The 14,606-nt window shown below is 74.6% G+C and carries 15 protein-coding genes; 6 read left to right on the top strand and 9 right to left on the bottom strand.

The features are described 5' to 3' along the window. Positions 1-107: 107 nt before the first annotated feature. From ACFQ80_RS17285 to ACFQ80_RS17270, 4 genes are all read right to left on the bottom strand, one after another. Entirely contained in the window at positions 108-890 is a 783-nt protein-coding gene (locus ACFQ80_RS17285; protein ID WP_430564505.1) for an ABC transporter permease, read from the bottom strand. Beyond that, positions 887-1,915, bottom strand: coding sequence for an ABC transporter ATP-binding protein (locus tag ACFQ80_RS17280; protein WP_430564504.1), 1,029 nt, complete (start codon positions 1,913-1,915; stop codon positions 887-889). Before ACFQ80_RS17280 ends, ACFQ80_RS17285 begins: the two co-directional genes overlap by 4 nt. Before the next feature lie 138 nt (positions 1,916-2,053). Then, the gene (locus ACFQ80_RS17275; RefSeq protein WP_430564503.1) at positions 2,054-2,983 is read right to left on the bottom strand and encodes a permease prefix domain 1-containing protein; all 930 of its coding nucleotides are present in this window, start codon (positions 2,981-2,983) and stop codon (positions 2,054-2,056) included. Next, positions 2,980-3,378: a PadR family transcriptional regulator gene (locus ACFQ80_RS17270; RefSeq protein WP_430549022.1), complete on the bottom strand. Its 399-nt coding sequence runs from the start codon at positions 3,376-3,378 to the stop codon at positions 2,980-2,982. Before ACFQ80_RS17270 ends, ACFQ80_RS17275 begins: the two co-directional genes overlap by 4 nt. Positions 3,379-3,550: 172 nt before the next feature. Between ACFQ80_RS17270 and ACFQ80_RS17265 the strand changes: the two genes are divergently transcribed. After that, complete coding sequence (locus ACFQ80_RS17265; protein WP_430564502.1) at positions 3,551-5,572, top strand: DHA2 family efflux MFS transporter permease subunit; 2,022 nt, start codon at positions 3,551-3,553, stop codon at positions 5,570-5,572. 18 nt (positions 5,573-5,590) lie between these two features. Here the strand turns inward: ACFQ80_RS17265 and ACFQ80_RS17260 are convergent, their stop codons facing one another. Genes ACFQ80_RS17260 through ACFQ80_RS17250 form a run of 3 tightly spaced genes read right to left on the bottom strand, consistent with a single transcriptional unit; the run spans position 5,591 to position 8,568 of the window. Then, entirely contained in the window at positions 5,591-6,820 is a 1,230-nt protein-coding gene (locus tag ACFQ80_RS17260; RefSeq protein ID WP_430548537.1) for an aromatic acid exporter family protein, read from the bottom strand. Positions 6,821-6,844: 24 nt separating this feature from the next. Beyond that, entirely contained in the window at positions 6,845-7,996 is a 1,152-nt protein-coding gene (locus ACFQ80_RS17255; RefSeq protein ID WP_430548536.1) for a YgfZ/GcvT domain-containing protein, read from the bottom strand. A gap of 11 nt (positions 7,997-8,007) precedes the next feature. Further along, positions 8,008-8,568, bottom strand: a complete 561-nt coding sequence (locus tag ACFQ80_RS17250; protein ID WP_430564501.1) for an FABP family protein — start codon at positions 8,566-8,568, stop codon at positions 8,008-8,010. Positions 8,569-8,737: 169 nt separating this feature from the next. Here ACFQ80_RS17250 and ACFQ80_RS17245 point away from each other — a divergent pair, with 169 nt between their 5' ends. Both ACFQ80_RS17245 and ACFQ80_RS17240 read left to right on the top strand, forming a co-directional pair. Then, entirely contained in the window at positions 8,738-9,124 is a 387-nt protein-coding gene (locus tag ACFQ80_RS17245; RefSeq protein ID WP_430564500.1) for a DsrE family protein, read from the top strand. Between the two features lie 189 nt (positions 9,125-9,313). Beyond that, positions 9,314-9,988 (top strand): YceI family protein, encoded by a 675-nt coding sequence (locus ACFQ80_RS17240; protein ID WP_430548533.1) that lies wholly within the window; start codon positions 9,314-9,316, stop codon positions 9,986-9,988. Between the two features lie 40 nt (positions 9,989-10,028). Here ACFQ80_RS17240 and ACFQ80_RS17235 read toward each other — a convergent pair whose 3' ends face one another. Next, entirely contained in the window at positions 10,029-10,775 is a 747-nt protein-coding gene (locus tag ACFQ80_RS17235) for a hypothetical protein (RefSeq protein WP_430564499.1), read from the bottom strand. A 288-nt stretch (positions 10,776-11,063) separates the two neighbouring features. On the opposite strand from ACFQ80_RS17235, the gene ACFQ80_RS17230 reads away from it, so the two are divergent. After that, entirely contained in the window at positions 11,064-11,825 is a 762-nt protein-coding gene (locus tag ACFQ80_RS17230) for a winged-helix domain-containing protein (protein ID WP_430564498.1), read from the top strand. A gap of 60 nt (positions 11,826-11,885) precedes the next feature. Beyond that, on the top strand, positions 11,886-12,818 hold the full coding sequence (locus ACFQ80_RS17225; protein WP_430549021.1) for an alpha/beta fold hydrolase: 933 nt from the start codon (positions 11,886-11,888) through the stop codon (positions 12,816-12,818). Between the two features lie 18 nt (positions 12,819-12,836). Here the strand turns inward: ACFQ80_RS17225 and nth are convergent, their stop codons facing one another. Further along, positions 12,837-13,586 (bottom strand): endonuclease III, encoded by a 750-nt coding sequence (gene nth, locus ACFQ80_RS17220; RefSeq protein WP_430548530.1) that lies wholly within the window; start codon positions 13,584-13,586, stop codon positions 12,837-12,839. A 208-nt stretch (positions 13,587-13,794) separates the two neighbouring features. Here nth and ACFQ80_RS17215 point away from each other — a divergent pair, with 208 nt between their 5' ends. Continuing rightward, complete coding sequence (locus tag ACFQ80_RS17215) at positions 13,795-14,472, top strand: Crp/Fnr family transcriptional regulator (RefSeq protein WP_416345052.1); 678 nt, start codon at positions 13,795-13,797, stop codon at positions 14,470-14,472. Positions 14,473-14,606 lie beyond the last annotated feature (134 nt).

The raw sequence follows: 14,606 nt of genomic DNA, 5'->3' as shown, positions 1-14,606 counted from the left end.
GCCGGCCGGTGGGGGCCCTCCCCGCGCCGGGTTTTTTGGTCACACGGTCCCCCCAACTACCTCGGCAGGGCTCGGGCTACCTCGGCGCTTCCGGGGCCACCTCGGCGTCAGATGGCGCGGCGGTAGGCGCGGAACGCCGACGAAGCGAGCGCGCCCAGCAGGGCGACGGCGGCGGCGAGCAGCCCCAGGTGCAGCCACACCGTGCCGGGGTCGGCGAAGCCCTGGAGGGCGTCGCGGGCCACGACGACCGCCCAGTCGAACGGGTTGTACCGCGCGGCGGTGGCGATCCAGTCCGGCGCGAGGGCCGGGTCCATCACCGCCGACGAGAGGAACATCAGCGGGATCGTGAGCAGCTGCGAGACGCCGATGAGCGCCTCCTGCTGCCGCGTGAGCAGCGCGACGGCGCCCGACAGCGCGGCGAACAGGCAGCTCAGCAGCGCCACGGCGACCAGCATGACCAGGATGCCGGCCCCGCCGCCGGGGAACCGCGCCCCGCCGAGCCACGCGACGCCCACGACCACCAGCGCCTGCGCGCATCCGAGCAGCGCGTACCAGGCCATCGAGGCGGCCAGCAGCGCGCCGCGGCTGGTCGGGGAGGCGAGGAAGCGATCCATCACGCCGCGGTCCATGTCCTGCACGAACGTCGTGCCCGCCCAGGCCGCGCCGCCCATCGCCGTCATCATGACGACGCCGGGAGTGAGGTACTCGAGGTAGGTCACGTCGGCGCCGCCCGCGAAGCCGGGGATCTCGATGACGGACCGGAACAGCTGCCCGAACAGCAGCAGCCAGATCATCGGCTGCAGCAGGTTCATCACCATGAACACGGGGATGCGCACGCCCTGCCGGGCCTGCCGGCCGGTGAGGAGCGCGGCCTGCGTCAGGGCGCTCATGCCGCCACCCCCTCGACCCCGGCGCCCGCCGTCGAGCGGTGGGCCGCCTCCAGGCTGCGGCCGGTGTGCCGCAGATAGACGTCGTCGAGCGTGGGCCGGGACAGCCCGGCCGCCCGCACGCCCAGGCCCGCGGCGTCGAGCGCCGCGAGCAGCGCCGGGAGCGCGGTGGCCCCCGCGTCGGCGCGCGCCCGCAGCGCGCGCCCCTCCGCGGCGACGTCGACGACGCCGGGCACGCGCGCGGCCACCGGTGCGGCCGCCGCCGCGGCGGCCTCGTCGTCGAGCTCGACGGTGACGCCGTCGCCGCGCAGCTCGTCCTTCAGCGCGTCGGGGGTGCCCGCAGTGACGACCCGGCCCGCGTCCACGATGACCACCTGGTCGGCGAGACGGTCGGCCTCGTCGAGGTAGTGCGTGGTGAGCAGGATCGTCATGCCGTCGCCGGCCGCCATGCGCTCGATCTCGGCCCACATCGCGGCGCGCGCCTCGGGGTCGAGGCCGGTGGTGGGCTCGTCGAGGAACAGCACCTGCGGCCGGTGCACCAGGCCGACGGCGACGTCGAGCTTGCGCGCCATCCCGCCGGACCAGGTCTTCACCAGGCGGTCGGCGGCGTGCGCGACGCCGAAGCGCTCGAGCAGCTCGTCCGCCCGCGCCCGGGAGTCGCGGGCGCCGAGCCCCTGCAGCCGCCCGGCGAGCACGAGGTTCTCGCGCCCGGTGCCCATGGGGTCGGTCACGGGGCGCTGCGCCACGTAGCCGATGGCGCGCCGGACGGCGGCCGGGTCGCGCACCACGTCGTGGCCCGCGACGCGGGCGGTGCCCGCGTCGGGCCGCGACAGCGTCGCGAGGATCTTCACGGTGGTGGACTTGCCGGCGCCGTTGGGGCCGAGGAGGCCGAGCACGCTGCGCGGCGCGGCGGACAGGTCGAGGCCGTCGAGCGCGCGCACAGGGCGTGCGCCGCGACCGGAGCGGTAGGTCTTGGTCAGGCCGGCGACGTCGATGGCGACGTCGGGCGAGGTCGGTCGTGCGGACATGTCTCCTCCTTGCTGGGTGGACCAGCGGTCGGAGGGTCCGGCGCACGCCCTAGGGTGGGAGTGCGTCTCGTGGTGCGGTCGTGCACCGGACCCGAGCCACCGGTCCCGGGCGATGGCAGTCGCCCGGGACCGTTCTTGTCACTGCTCGTGCTGCTCGCCCGTCGACCTGAAGAGCATCCGGGCGAGGACGAGCATCATCACCGCGAGGGCGACGACGAAGGTCAGCCAGGACCAGGCCCAGCCGACGGTGAGGCCGAGGACGACGAACACGGCGAACGCCGTCAGCCAGATGACGAGCGTGTAGACGCCGAACCGCGCGGCGGCGGCCGGGTCCCGCTCGAAGCGGTCGAAGTCGTGGCCGGTCGCGTGGGCACGCGCGACGTCCCGCACCCACGCCTTCTTCCGGTTGGTCTGCGTGACGCCGAGCATCGTGAACAGCACGCCGCCCACGACGAGCAACGCCGCCGCGACGACGTACACCCACGCCTCGAACTCGCCGAGCAGGGTGAGCCCGGCGAGGAGCAGGCCGAAGACGGCGAGGCCCGTGGCCAGGTAGTAGCCGCCGGCGCGTCGCGACGGCACCGGGTGGTTCGTCGTCGTCTCCTGCGAGAGGGACGACCCGACCACGAAGCCGGCGGCGCTGGACGCGGTGAGCAGGAGGGCGGCGACGACGAGGCCCGGCAGGGCGAGGACGTCGAGGGCCGCCAGCACGCAGAGGGCGACCAGGGCCACGAGCACCAGCGACGCGAGCACGACGCCCAGCACGAACCGGGGCTTCGGACGCACGCGCTGCTGCTGGGCGACGGCGAACGCCTCCTGCAGCGGGGTGCGAGGCGTGCCGCCGGTCTGGGCCGCGACGTCCGCCTGCGCGTCGGCGACGATCGCGCGGACGTCGCCGAGCTCGTCGAAGGCACGGCGGGCGGCGGCGTCGGGCGACGCTCCCTCGGCCTGCAGCTCGGCGGCCCGGGCCTCGAGGTTCGCCCGGATCTCCTCCTTGAGGTCCTGGACCTCGGGGGACGGCTCGACGCCCGCGAACGCGTCGTCGAGGAGGCGGTGGACGGTGGTCATCGGGAGGAGTCCTTGTCTGTGCTCGAGTCCGCGCGCGGGTCCGTGCGCAGGAGGGAGTCGATGACGTCGCGGGTGGCGACCCAAGCGGCGACGTTGCGCCGGTAGACGGCGCGGCCGGCGTCCGTGATCCGGTAGTACTTGCGGCGCCCGCCCTGGGACTCGTCGCCCCAGTAGGCCTCGACCAGGCCGTCCTTGGTGAGACGGCGGTACGTCGCGTAGAGCGTGGCCTCCTTGATCTCGTGCGCCCCGCCCGTGGCGTCGCGGATCGTCTTGTAGATCTCGAAGCCGTAGCGGTCCCCGCGACGCAGCGTCGCGAGCACGATCGTGTCGGTGTGGCCACGCAGCAGGTCGGCGGAGAACGCGTCGTCCGCCGTCGAAGGTTCAGCTCGCTGCATCACGACAAGTACTGTATCTCATCAACTACTCGACGACAACAGGTGCTGCACGTGCACCACATCGTGCCGAGACGGTTCACCGCGCCCTCCGCCGAAGTCCGTGCGAGCCTGCCAAGCGGGACACCTGCTCATCGCGCGGACGCCGTCGTCCGCCCGACAGGAAGGGCACGCGATGGCCGCCGCACCGAGCGCACCACCCGCCGAGCCGGAGGCCCTGCCGCAGCGCAGGGTGCTGGCCGTCTTCGGCGGGCTCATGCTCGCGATGCTGCTCGCGGCGCTCGATCAGACGATCGTCGCGACCGCGCTGCCCACGATCGTCTCCGACCTCGGCGGCGCGGAGCACCTGTCCTGGGTCGTGACGGCGTACATGCTCGCGAGCACGGCCACCACGGTGCTGTGGGGCAAGCTCGGCGACCTCTACGGGCGCAAGGCCCTGTTCATCGCCTGCATCGTCATCTTCCTCGTCGGGTCGATCCTCTCCGGCACGTCCCAGACGATGGGCCAGCTCATCGCGTGGCGCGCCGTGCAGGGCGTGGGCGGCGGCGGGCTGATGGTGCTGTCGCAGGCGATCATCGGCGACGTCGTCCCCCCGCGGGAGCGCGGCAAGTACCAGGGCTTCTTCGGCGCCGTGTTCGGCGTCTCGTCCGTCGCCGGCCCCCTGCTCGGCGGCTTCTTCGTGGACAACCTCGACTGGCGCTGGGTCTTCTACATCAACATCCCCATCGGGATCGTCGCGCTGCTCGTCGTCGCGTCCGTGCTGCCGCACATCGAGGCCGGCAAGAAGCCCCGCATCGACTACGCCGGCATCATCCTGCTGGGCCTGATCTCCACGTCCGTCGTGCTGGTCACCAGCCTGGGCGGCACCACGTGGGAGTGGGCGTCCTGGCCGGTCTACGGGATGGTCGCGCTCGCCGTCGCGTCGCTGGTCGCGTTCGTCGTCGTCGAGCAGCGCGCCCCCGAGCCCGTGCTCCCCCTGCACCTGTTCCGCAGCAAGGTGTTCTCCGTGTCCGCGGTGGTCGGGTTCGTCGTCGGCTTCGCCATGTTCGGCGCGATCACCTACCTGCCGCTGTACCTGCAGACGGTCAAGGGGTCCACGCCCACCGAGTCCGGCCTCGAGATGACGCCGATGATGCTCGGCATGCTGCTCACGTCCATCGGGTCGGGACAGCTCATCTCCCGCACCGGGCGGTACAAGGTCTACCCGATCGTCGGCACCGCGATCACGGCGGGCGGGCTCTTCCTGCTCTCCCTCATGGGCCGCGACACCACCACGCTCCAGGCCGGGCTGAGCATGTTCGTCCTCGGCGCCGGGCTGGGCATGGTCACGCAGGTGCTCGTGATCGCCGTGCAGAACGCGGTCAGCTACAAGGACCTCGGCACCGCGACCTCCGGCGCCACGTACTTCCGCACCATCGGGTCGTCGGTCGGGGTCGCGGTCTTCGGCACGATCTTCGCGAACCGGCTCACCGACGCGCTCGTCACCGGTGTCCCGGCGACGGCGGAGGGCCCGTGCGGGCCCGGGGCGCTGGCCGCGTCCACCCAGAACCTCGCGCAGTGCCCGCCCGAGGTGCAGGACTGGTTCCTGGACGCGTACGCGGGCGCCCTGCACGTCGTCTTCCTGTGGGCGGTGCCGATCGCCGTGCTCGCCTTCGCTCTCACGTGGCTGCTGCCGGAGGTCGAGCTGCGCACCGCGACGCGCGGCGACGCCGCCACCACCGCCGGGCAGGCGGCCGGCGAGTCGTTCGCGCTCGGCTCCGCCCGGACGTCCCTCGACGAGCTGCGCCTCATCCTGTGGCGCCGCGTCGGCAAGCTGGACCCGCTCAAGGTGTACGAGACGATCGCGCGCGACGACGACCTCACCGCCGAGGAGGCGTGGATGGTCACGCGCGTCTCCCTCAAGCGGAAGCGGTCCGTGCAGCTCATGGCCGAGCGCACGGAGGTGTCGCCCGAGACGGTGCGGCGCATCGCCCGGGCGCTGGCGGCGCGCGGACTCGTCGAGGTGGACGGCGACGCCGTCCTCGCCACCCGCGACGGCGACGTCGTCGCCGAGTCGATCCGCGAGGCCGAGCGGCAGCGGCTGCGTCGGTACGTCGCCGAGTGGCCCGGCGGGGACGAGCCCGAGGTCGACCAGCTCGTGGAGCAGCTCACCCACCAGCTCCTCGCCGACGACACGGACGTCGTCGAGCACCGCTGACCGACCGCCCGCGGACCGTCACATCTCCGGGAGGGCGTCCCGGGCCTCCTCGGGCGGCAGGCCCGCCGCCTCGAGCAGGTCCACGACGGGCGAGCGCAGCAGCAGCACCAGGGACTGCACCTGCCAGTGCCCCTCGCCCACGGTGCGCGGGTCGACGTCGCGCGCGACGTCGAGCAGCGCGTCGCGCGCCTGGCCCAGGCCCGTGCCCGAGCCGAGGGCGGCGGCGAGCAGCCGCACGCCGTGCGCGAGGCGCACGACCAGGTCCGCGACCGGGTCGGCGGTCGGGTCGACCTCCGGCGGCGGGGGGAGCCCGCCCGCCAGCGGCGCCGCCGTCACCCGGTGGCTCCCCTCGTCCCCCAGCTGCCCCAGCGAGCGGAGCGTCGCCGGGGCGCGCCGGGCGAGCACGCGCACGCTGCGCATGGCCCGGTCGACCAGCACCGCCTGGCCGGTGAGGCGCGTGATCTCCGCCCGGAGCACGCGGTTGACGCTCACCCGGGCGATCTCGTCCGACTTGGTCGCGACGTCGTGCCACTCCTCGAGCGACTTCTCGGCGGCCCGACCGCGCACCAGCGCCGCGGCGAGCTCGTCGGGGTCGCCGTCGCGCAGGCCGAGCGCCACGGACTCCAGCGTGAGGGCCAGCTCGCGGGTCGCGCTCTGCGCCAGGTCGCGGATGCGCCGCCGCGGGTCGCCGGGCGTGAGGAGCGCGACGAGCAGCGCCACGCCGCCCCCGACCAGGGCATCCGTCCAGCGGCCGAACGCGCCGTTGGTCGCCACGGAGGCCGGCAGGCCCACGACGACGCCCGCCTGGACGCCCGCCTGGATGGTCACCAGCGGGCCGCGGTCGACGAACCGGGCGATGAGGGCCGAGATCCCCATCACCAGCGCGATCTGCCACCAGCCGGACCCGATGAGGTGGACCATGACGTCGCCCAGCGCGACGCCGAGCGCCACGCCTGCCGCGACCTCGGCCACCTTGCGCAGCTCGCGGTCGAAGCTGAACCCGAGGCACACCCACGCCGCGATGGCGGCGAAGAACGGCTGCGTGTGCCCCAGCACGACGGTCGCGATCCCGTACGCGACGCCCGCGGCCAGCGCCGCCTGGACGATGGGCCAGAACGCGACGCGCACCCGCGAGATGCCCTGCCGCAGCCGGATGCGCCGGGGCAGGGTCCGCAGGGCCGCGCGCGCGGCGGCGCCCGCGCGCCGCGACATGTCGCCCGCGGGACGGGCCGCCGGCTCGTCGCTCACGGGCGCCCGCTCACAGCAGGCCCCTCACAGCAGGCTCTGCGGGGCGTCGGGCCCGCGCGGGGTGAGGCCGCGCGTCAGCGGCCCGTGCGCCTCGGGCCGGTCGGCCGAGACGCCGTCGCCCGGCACCACGACCTCCTGCGCGGCCGCGACCTGCAGCTCCTGCCCGCCGACGTCGCCCACCACGGTGAGCTCGGCGTCCTCGGGGGCGGACCGCTTGATCACGGCGAGGGCGACCGGGCCGAGCTCGTGGTGCCGCGCCACCGTGGTCACGGTGCCGACGGCACGCCCCTCCGGCCCGCCCACGAAGACCTCCGCGCCCGCCTCGGGCACCACGTGCTGGGAGCCGTCCAGGTGCAGCAGCACCAGCCGCCGCGGCGGGCGGCCCAGATTGTGCACGCGCGCGATCGTCTCCTGACCGCGGTAGCAGCCCTTGTGCAGGTGGACGGCGGTGCGCAGCCAGTCGAGCTCGTGCGGCACGCTGCGGTGGTCGACCTCGTGCGCCAGCCGCGGGCGCCACGCCTCGACGCGCAGCGCCTCGGTGGCCCACGTTCCGGCCAGGCGCCATCCGGCGGCCTCACGCTCGGCGACGGCGGCCTCCAGGTCGGCGCGCGGCACGAGGACGAGCCGCCACGGACGGTCGAGGCCCGGGTGCTCCGTCTCGGGCGGGCCGTACCTGGTGCCGCCCTGGGCGACGCGCGGCCAGGTGTCCCACCAGGTCACGGGCTCGCCCTCGACGCCCTCGGCGGCGACCGGCTCCCCCAGCGCCGCGTACTCGGCGGAGAGGTCGTCGATCTCGACCCGCATCATGAACTTCATGCGCTCGAGCCAGGCGGCCAGCGGCGCGGCGTGGTCGCCCTCGGTGACCAGCCAGGTGGCCTCGCCGTCGTCGACGACGCCCGCGGCGTGCTCGACGTGGCCCTGCGGGGACAGCACGAACAGCTCGGTGGAGGTGCGCGGCGCGAGACCCTGCACGTCCTGCGACGTGATCGAGTGCAGCCACGACAGGCGGTCGGGGCCGGCGACGCGCACGACGCCCAGGTGCGACTGGTCGACCACGGCCCCGCCGCGGGCGAGCGCACGCTGCTCGGCGACCGGGTCGCCGTAGTGCCAGGCCACGCCCTCGTCGGCACCCGTGGCAGCCACGGCGCCCTGTCGGGCCAGGAGCGGCGAGTCCATCGGACGCCCTCTCAGTCGTTCTCGACGCGGTCGAGCTGGGCGGAGGCGTACGAGCCGAGCGGGTGCCCGAACGCGGCGAGCTCCTCGACCCACATCAGGCGCCCCTCGACCAGGCCGTACAGGCGCTTCGCCGCGGTGACCTCCGCGGCGGTCGAGGTGCGGGCCACGAAGTCCGTGGCGAGGTCGATGCGGCCGTTGCCCGCCACGCCGAGGAACAGGGAGAGCCGGCCCGACGCGTCGGTGACGAGCACCTCGAGCGCGTGCCGGTCGTCCTCCAGCCCCTCCGGGCGGTCGGTCGACACGCGCCAGTAGCCGGTCTCCGTCGACCAGACCGTGTCGGGCTCGTCGTCGCCCGGCGTGCCCTCGCCGTCGGCCGCCGCCGCGGAGCGCACGCGCAGCGTGGACTCGAAGCGCAGGTAGGGCCCGCCGTCGTGGTCGAAGACGAGGTCGTGCACGAACGGCGTCTCGTCGATGCCGGTGTACTCGATCACGCCCTCGCCCTGCCAGCGGCCCACGAGCCACGCGAGCGGGTAGACCTCGGGCGCGAGGCCCTCGGGGAAGGCGAAGGGCATCAGCGCTGGCCCTGGAACAGCTTGTAGACGACGTAGCCGGCGAACCAGAGGATCGTGACCGACACGACGACCAGCAGACCGGTGAACACTGCCTCGAGAGCGTGGATCGACATGCCGCGATCCTACCCAGCCGTCCCGGCATCGGTCAGCGTGAGTAAGGTCGCCGCCCATGAGCACCCCCACCGCTGCGACGCCCGCGCGCTCGCTCGTGATCAAGACCACGTCGGGGACGGACCGGCCGGAGGCCGCCAACCAGGCGCTCACCGTCGCGGCCGCGGCCGTCGCCGCCGGCGCGGAGGTGAGCCTGTGGCTCACCGGGGAGGCGGCGTGGTTCGCCGTCCCCGGCCGGGTCGCGGAGCTCTCGCTCGAGCACGCCGCGCCCGCCGGCGACCTGCTCGACGCCGTCCTCGCCGCCGGCTCGGTCACCCTCTGCACGCAGTGCGCCGCCCGCCGCGGCCTCGGGCCCGACGACGTCCTGCCCGGCGTGCGCATCGCCGGGGCCGCCGTGTTCGCCGAGGAGGTGCTGCGCCCGGGCGCCCAGGCGCTCGTCTACTGACGCCGCGCACCCGGTGTGAGGCACACCACCCGGTCGCCGGACGCACTCCCGCCGGGCACCCCCCGTGCCGTAGATTGAACGTTGAAGCATCCAGTGACGCCCTGCCGTCGAGCCGGCCGGCGGGCGCACGTGCCCCAGAGGCCCGCCCCGCACGGCGCCGGCCGACGTCGCGACCACGGAGAACCATCCATGACCTCGTCCACCAGGACCTGGAACGACCTCGTCATCCCCGCCGCCGGCGACTACGTGCTCGACAAGGAGCACCGGCGGCTCGGCTTCCTCGCGATGCACATGATGGTGAGCCCGGTGCGCGGCGAGTTCTCGTCGGGGAGCGCGACCATCCGCGTGGCCGAGGACCCGTTGCAGTCGTCGGTGACCGCGACGCTGGATGCCGCGACCATCAGCACCCACCTGCCGGACCGCGACGCGCACCTGCGCAGCCCCGACTTCCTCGACGTGGAGAACTTCCCGACGATCGAGTTCCGCAGCACGGGCATCGAGTGGCGCACCGAGGTCGACCCGATCTTCTCGTGGGCCCGCCTCAAGGGCCGCACGCCGGGTCGCGCCGACACCGCCCCCAGCACGCTGAAGACGTCCGCGAAGTTCGTGCTCCACGGCAACCTGACGATCCGCGGCATCGCCCACCCCATCGCGCTCGACGCCGAGTTCGGCGGGGCCGGCCGGGACCCGTACGGCCGCGACATCTTCGGTTTCAGCGCGGCGGCCGACTTCGAGCGCGAGAAGTACGGGCTGGTGTGGAACGTCCCGCTCGAGGCCGGCGGCGTGCTCGTGAGCAAGAAGGTGCGCATCGAGCTGGCCGGCGAGGCGATCAACCTGGCGGGCGTGGTCGAGCGCCCGGCGTGACGCCCGCCCCGGGCCCGCCGCCGCGAGGCGGCGACGCTGCTCAGGCGACGACGAGCCGCCCCACGACGAACACCAGGATGCCGCTCACGGCGACCGGCGCCGTGACCGCGGCCAGCACCGCCCGGCGCCCCGTCAGCGCAGGCTGACGCTCGAACAGCAGGCGCAGCACCGCGACCACCAGGCCGGTCACGGCACCCGCCACCAGGCCGCTCACCGGGTCGATCGCCGGCAGGAGCGTCGCCACCCCGCCCGCGGCGACGGCGCCCAGCGCCACCCCCACGAGCGAGCCCGCCCAGCCGCGCGCGACCGGCGTCGCCGACACCGCCGCGGCGACCGCGAGGCCGAGCGCGCTCACGACCACGAGCGCCGCGCCCGCCTCCGAGCGACCCGCGGCCACCCAGCCGGAGCAGCACACCGCGACCACGGCGCCGGTCACCGTGCCGCTCACGGACTCCACGAGCCGGGGCCGCCCGCCGCGGCGCAGCATCTCCGCGACGAACGCCAGCACCAGCGCCATCGCGAGCACCAGCGGCACGTTGCGCAGCACCGGCTCGCCCTGGGTGGCCCACGCCACGGCGACCGCGCCGAGCCCGGCGACCGCCACGACGACCGTCGTCCCGCCCTGGGCCGGCAGCCGCAGCAACGGGCCCCAGCCGGCCGCGAGGAGCAGCACGAGCCCCCCGGCCACCGCCGTCAGGGGCAGGATCCCGTAGTCGTCGAGGGCGGCGGCCGCCGCGACGACGGCGGAGAGGACGGCCGTCCAGACGGCGCGGGTGGTCACGGTCACGACGACGAGTGTCGCAGACGGCGGGCGGCGTCCCCGCCGTCCACGACCCGGGGCCACGAGCCGTGCCGCGACCCGTCCGCGACCCACCGCCGCCACGCCGCGGCCACGCCCGTCACAGTCCGGTCGCCGATCGGAAACGCGCCCGCAACACGGTTCGGGGCACACTGCGGGAACCGGTCACACGACCGGGACGGGTGCGGTGTGATCCACGCCGCACCGCGGTACGTTGGCGGACGCACCTGTCGGACGCTGTCGAACGGACCGTCCGACGACCGGGAGGAGGTGCCGGTGGCCGAGCTGCTGATCCTCACGCCCGCGTCCGGCGGGTCGGTCGAGGTGCTGCCCGCCCTGGGCCTGCTGAACCACCGGATCCGGGTGCTGCCCATGGAGCCGTCCGCCCTGGTGGACGCCCCGGACTCCGACGTCGTGCTGCTCGACGCGCGTCGTGACCTCGTCGCCGCCCGCACCACGTGCCGGCTCCTGCACGCCACCGGCCTCACCGTGCCGCTCGTGCTCGTGCTCACGGAGGGCGGGCTCACCGTCGTCACGCACGAGTGGGGTGCCGACGACCTGCTGCTCGAGGCCGCCTCGCCCGCCGAGGTGGAGGCGCGCCTGCGCCTCGTGATCGAGCGGTCCGAGCGCGGCCCCGTCGACGACAGCCCCCAGGAGATCGCCGCCGGCGACCTCGCGATCGATGCCGGCGGCTACACCGCGAGGCTGCGCGGCCGCCCCATCGACCTCACGTACAAGGAGTTCGAGCTCCTCAAGTACCTGGTGCAGCACCCGGGCCGCGTGTTCACGCGGGCGCAGCTGCTGCAGGAGGTCTGGGGCTACGACTACTACGGCGGCACCCGCACCGTGGACGTGCACGTGCGGCGCCTGCGCGCCAAGCTCGGCCCCGAGCACGAGCAGCTCATCGGCACCGTCCGCAACGTCGGCTACCGGTTCGACCCGCCCAAGGAACCCCGGCCGGTGGAGGGCGCCGACGCGGACGACGCTACGACGTCGGACGGCACGGGCGCGACCGGGCGGGCGGCCCCCACCCGCTGAACCCGCGCGCCCGCACGGGCCCCGGCGCACCGCACCAGGTAGGTTCGACCGGTGACCGCGATGTCGGACTCCAGCGACTTCTCCAGCGCCCTGGTCGACGGACCCTGGCGGCACGAGCTCGTGCCCGCGAACGGCGCCCGCTTCCATGTCGCGCTCGCCGGGCCCGACCGGACGAACGGCGGCCGCAGCCCGCTCGTCGTGCTGCTGCACGGCTTCCCGCAGTTCTGGTGGGCGTGGCGGCACCAGATGGAGCAGCTCGCCGACGCCGGGTACCGGGTGGCGGCGATGGACCTGCGGGGCGTGGGCGCCTCCGACAAGCCCCCGTCCGGGTACGACGTCCCCACCGGCACGCAGGACGTGGCGGGCGTGGTGCGCTCCCTCGGCCACGACCGGGCCGTCGTCGTCGGGCACGGCACGGGTGGTGTCACCGCGTGGTCGATGGCGCGGCTGCAGCCCGCCGTGACCGCGGCCGTGGCCGCCGTCTCCGCGCCGCACCCGGCCCGCCTGCACGTCTCGGGCCGCCAGCTGCTCACCCCGCTGGCCCGCCGCCAGCTCGCGGCCTACCAGCTGCCCACGCTGCCCGAGCGCCGGCTCACCGACGGCGACCAGGTGGCACGCGTGCTGCGCGACGGCGCCGCGCGCCCCCTCGGCACCGACGCCTACGAGCTGTACCGCACCGTGATGCGGATCCCGTTCGCGGCGCACACCGTGATGGAGTCGCTGCGCTGGATGGTCCGCTCGACCCCGCGCCCCGACGGCCGCCGCTACCTCGCCGCGCTGCGCGAGCCCGTCGACGTCCCGGTGCTGCAGGTGCAGGGCGAGCTGGACGGCTTCGTCGACCCCCGCCACGCCCCCGTCGACGGCGCGGCGCTCGCCCGCGACTTCCGCTACGAGACCGTCGACGGCGCCGGGCACTTCCTGCCCGAGGAGGCCCCCGACGAGGTCGGCAAGCTGCTCGTCGACTGGCTCGAGCACGCCCTCGCCGCCCGCTGACACCCCGTCAGGGCCGGGTCAGCCCCGTGGCCCCGGCTTGACGAGCTTCGCCGCCGCGACCGGGTCCGTCTCCCCGATCCCGAACGACGGACACCAGCGCGCCACCGGGCACGCCCCGCACGCCGGCCGCCGCGCGTGGCACCGCCGTCGCCCGTGCCACACGAGGTGATGGCTCAGCATCGTCCAGTCCTTCTTCGGGAACAGCGCCCCGACCTCGTGCTCGACCTTGACCGGGTCCTCCTGGTCCGTCCAGCCGAAGCGGCGCGCCAGGCGCCCGAAGTGCGTGTCCACGGTGATGCCAGGGACGCCGAACGCGTTGCCCAGCACCACGTTCGCCGTCTTGCGCCCCACCCCCGGCAACGTCACCAGGTCGTCCAGGCGGGCCGGGACCTCGCCGTCGAACCGCTCGACCAGCGCCTGCCCCAGCCCGATGATCGAGCGCGTCTTGGCGCGGAAGAAGCCGAGCGGCTTGAACAGCTCCTCCATCTCCGCCGGGTCCGCGCCCGCGTACGCGGCGGCGTCCGGATAACGGGCGAAGATCGCCGGCGTCGTCGCGTTGACCCGCACGTCCGTGGTCTGCGCCGACAGCACCGTCGCCACCAGCAGCTCCAGCGGCGTCGTGAAGTCCAGCTCCGCGCGCGCGTCCGGGTACGTCACCGCCAGCTCGCGGTCGATGCGGCGCGCGCGCCGCACCAGCGCGACCCGCGACTCGCCCGTGGGCGTCGCGTCGGACGGGAGGGCGGTCGAGGAGGCGGGCTTCGTCGGCACGGTCCGAGCGTAGCCATCCACTCCGACAGCCCGCCCGCGCCGGCTCCGGTGACGCCGTCTCGGGGCTCTCCCCGGGCTTCCCGGCGCTTCGTCGTGCCGCGATTTGGTGCGGTGAGGCAGACTGAGAACCGGAACACACCCTCTTGACAACCCCCGGACGACCGCACCCGACCCGGGACGGCCGCCCCCGAACCACGTGAGGAATCCTGTGGACGACACCGTCGTGCTCTCCGCCCCTCTCTTCGCGGACATGGAATCCGAGGAGACGAAGGCGCTCTTCGAGTCCATGGTCCCGGTCGAGCTGACCCGCGGGGACGTCCTCTTCCGCGAGGGCGAGCCCGGCGACCGGCTGTACGTCATCGCGCAGGGCAAGATCAAGCTCGGCCGGCGGTCGAGCGACGGCCGGGAGAACCTGCTGTCGATCCTCGGCCCCGGCGAGATGTTCGGCGAGCTGTCCCTGTTCGACCCGGGCCCCCGCACGGCGACCGCCTCGTCCGTCTCCGACGCGCTCGTCTACGAGCTGCGCCACCAGGCCCTCGTGCAGTGGATCGCCGCGCACCCCAGCGTCGCCACCACCCTGCTCGGCGCCCTGGCGCGCCGCCTGCGCCGCACCAACGAGACCCTGGCCGACCTGGTCTTCTCCGACGTCCCCGGCCGCGTCGCCAAGGCCCTCCTCGACCTGTCCGCCCGCTTCGGCGAGCCGAACGACGACGGCATCCGGGTCGCCCACGACCTCACGCAGGAGGAGCTCGCCCAGCTCGTCGGCGCCTCCCGCGAGACCGTCAACAAGGCCCTGGCGGACTTCGCGACGCGCGGCTGGGTGCGTCGTGAGGGTCGCGCGGTCGTGCTGCTCGACATCGACCGTCTGGAGCGGCGGGCTCGCTAGCCTTGGGCCGCCTTGGTTGCGGCCGTCGCCTCTCTCGCTGCCGTCACCACCGTGCTGCCGCAGGCGGGAGGGGCGTTCTTCGCCGGGTCGTAGAAGTCCCGAAGTGGAGGGCCCCCTGGGGCCCGTGAACGCGA

This window comes from Isoptericola sp. NPDC056578, from assembly GCF_042793275.1.
In the GTDB taxonomy this organism is placed as follows: domain Bacteria; phylum Actinomycetota; class Actinomycetes; order Actinomycetales; family Cellulomonadaceae; genus Isoptericola.
The sequence above is the reverse complement of the archived record's forward strand: the minus strand, read 5'-3'. Positions and strand labels throughout refer to the sequence as shown.

What these genes read in the sequence shown, in the direction of transcription:
- ACFQ80_RS17285 (WP_430564505.1), bottom strand. Translation starts at nt 890, where the DNA reads ATGAGCGCCCTGACGCAGGCCGCGCTCCTCACCGGCCGGCAGGCCCGG.
- ACFQ80_RS17280 (WP_430564504.1), bottom strand. Translation starts at nt 1,915, where the DNA reads ATGTCCGCACGACCGACCTCGCCCGACGTCGCCATCGACGTCGCCGGC.
- ACFQ80_RS17275 (WP_430564503.1), bottom strand. Translation starts at nt 2,983, where the DNA reads ATGACCACCGTCCACCGCCTCCTCGACGACGCGTTCGCGGGCGTCGAG.
- ACFQ80_RS17270 (WP_430549022.1), bottom strand. Translation starts at nt 3,378, where the DNA reads ATGCAGCGAGCTGAACCTTCGACGGCGGACGACGCGTTCTCCGCCGAC.
- ACFQ80_RS17265 (WP_430564502.1), top strand. Translation starts at nt 3,551, where the DNA reads ATGGCCGCCGCACCGAGCGCACCACCCGCCGAGCCGGAGGCCCTGCCG.
- ACFQ80_RS17255 (WP_430548536.1), bottom strand. Translation starts at nt 7,996, where the DNA reads ATGGACTCGCCGCTCCTGGCCCGACAGGGCGCCGTGGCTGCCACGGGT.
- ACFQ80_RS17250 (WP_430564501.1), bottom strand. Translation starts at nt 8,568, where the DNA reads ATGCCCTTCGCCTTCCCCGAGGGCCTCGCGCCCGAGGTCTACCCGCTC.
- ACFQ80_RS17245 (WP_430564500.1), top strand. Translation starts at nt 8,738, where the DNA reads ATGAGCACCCCCACCGCTGCGACGCCCGCGCGCTCGCTCGTGATCAAG.
- ACFQ80_RS17240 (WP_430548533.1), top strand. Translation starts at nt 9,314, where the DNA reads ATGACCTCGTCCACCAGGACCTGGAACGACCTCGTCATCCCCGCCGCC.
- ACFQ80_RS17225 (WP_430549021.1), top strand. Translation starts at nt 11,886, where the DNA reads ATGTCGGACTCCAGCGACTTCTCCAGCGCCCTGGTCGACGGACCCTGG.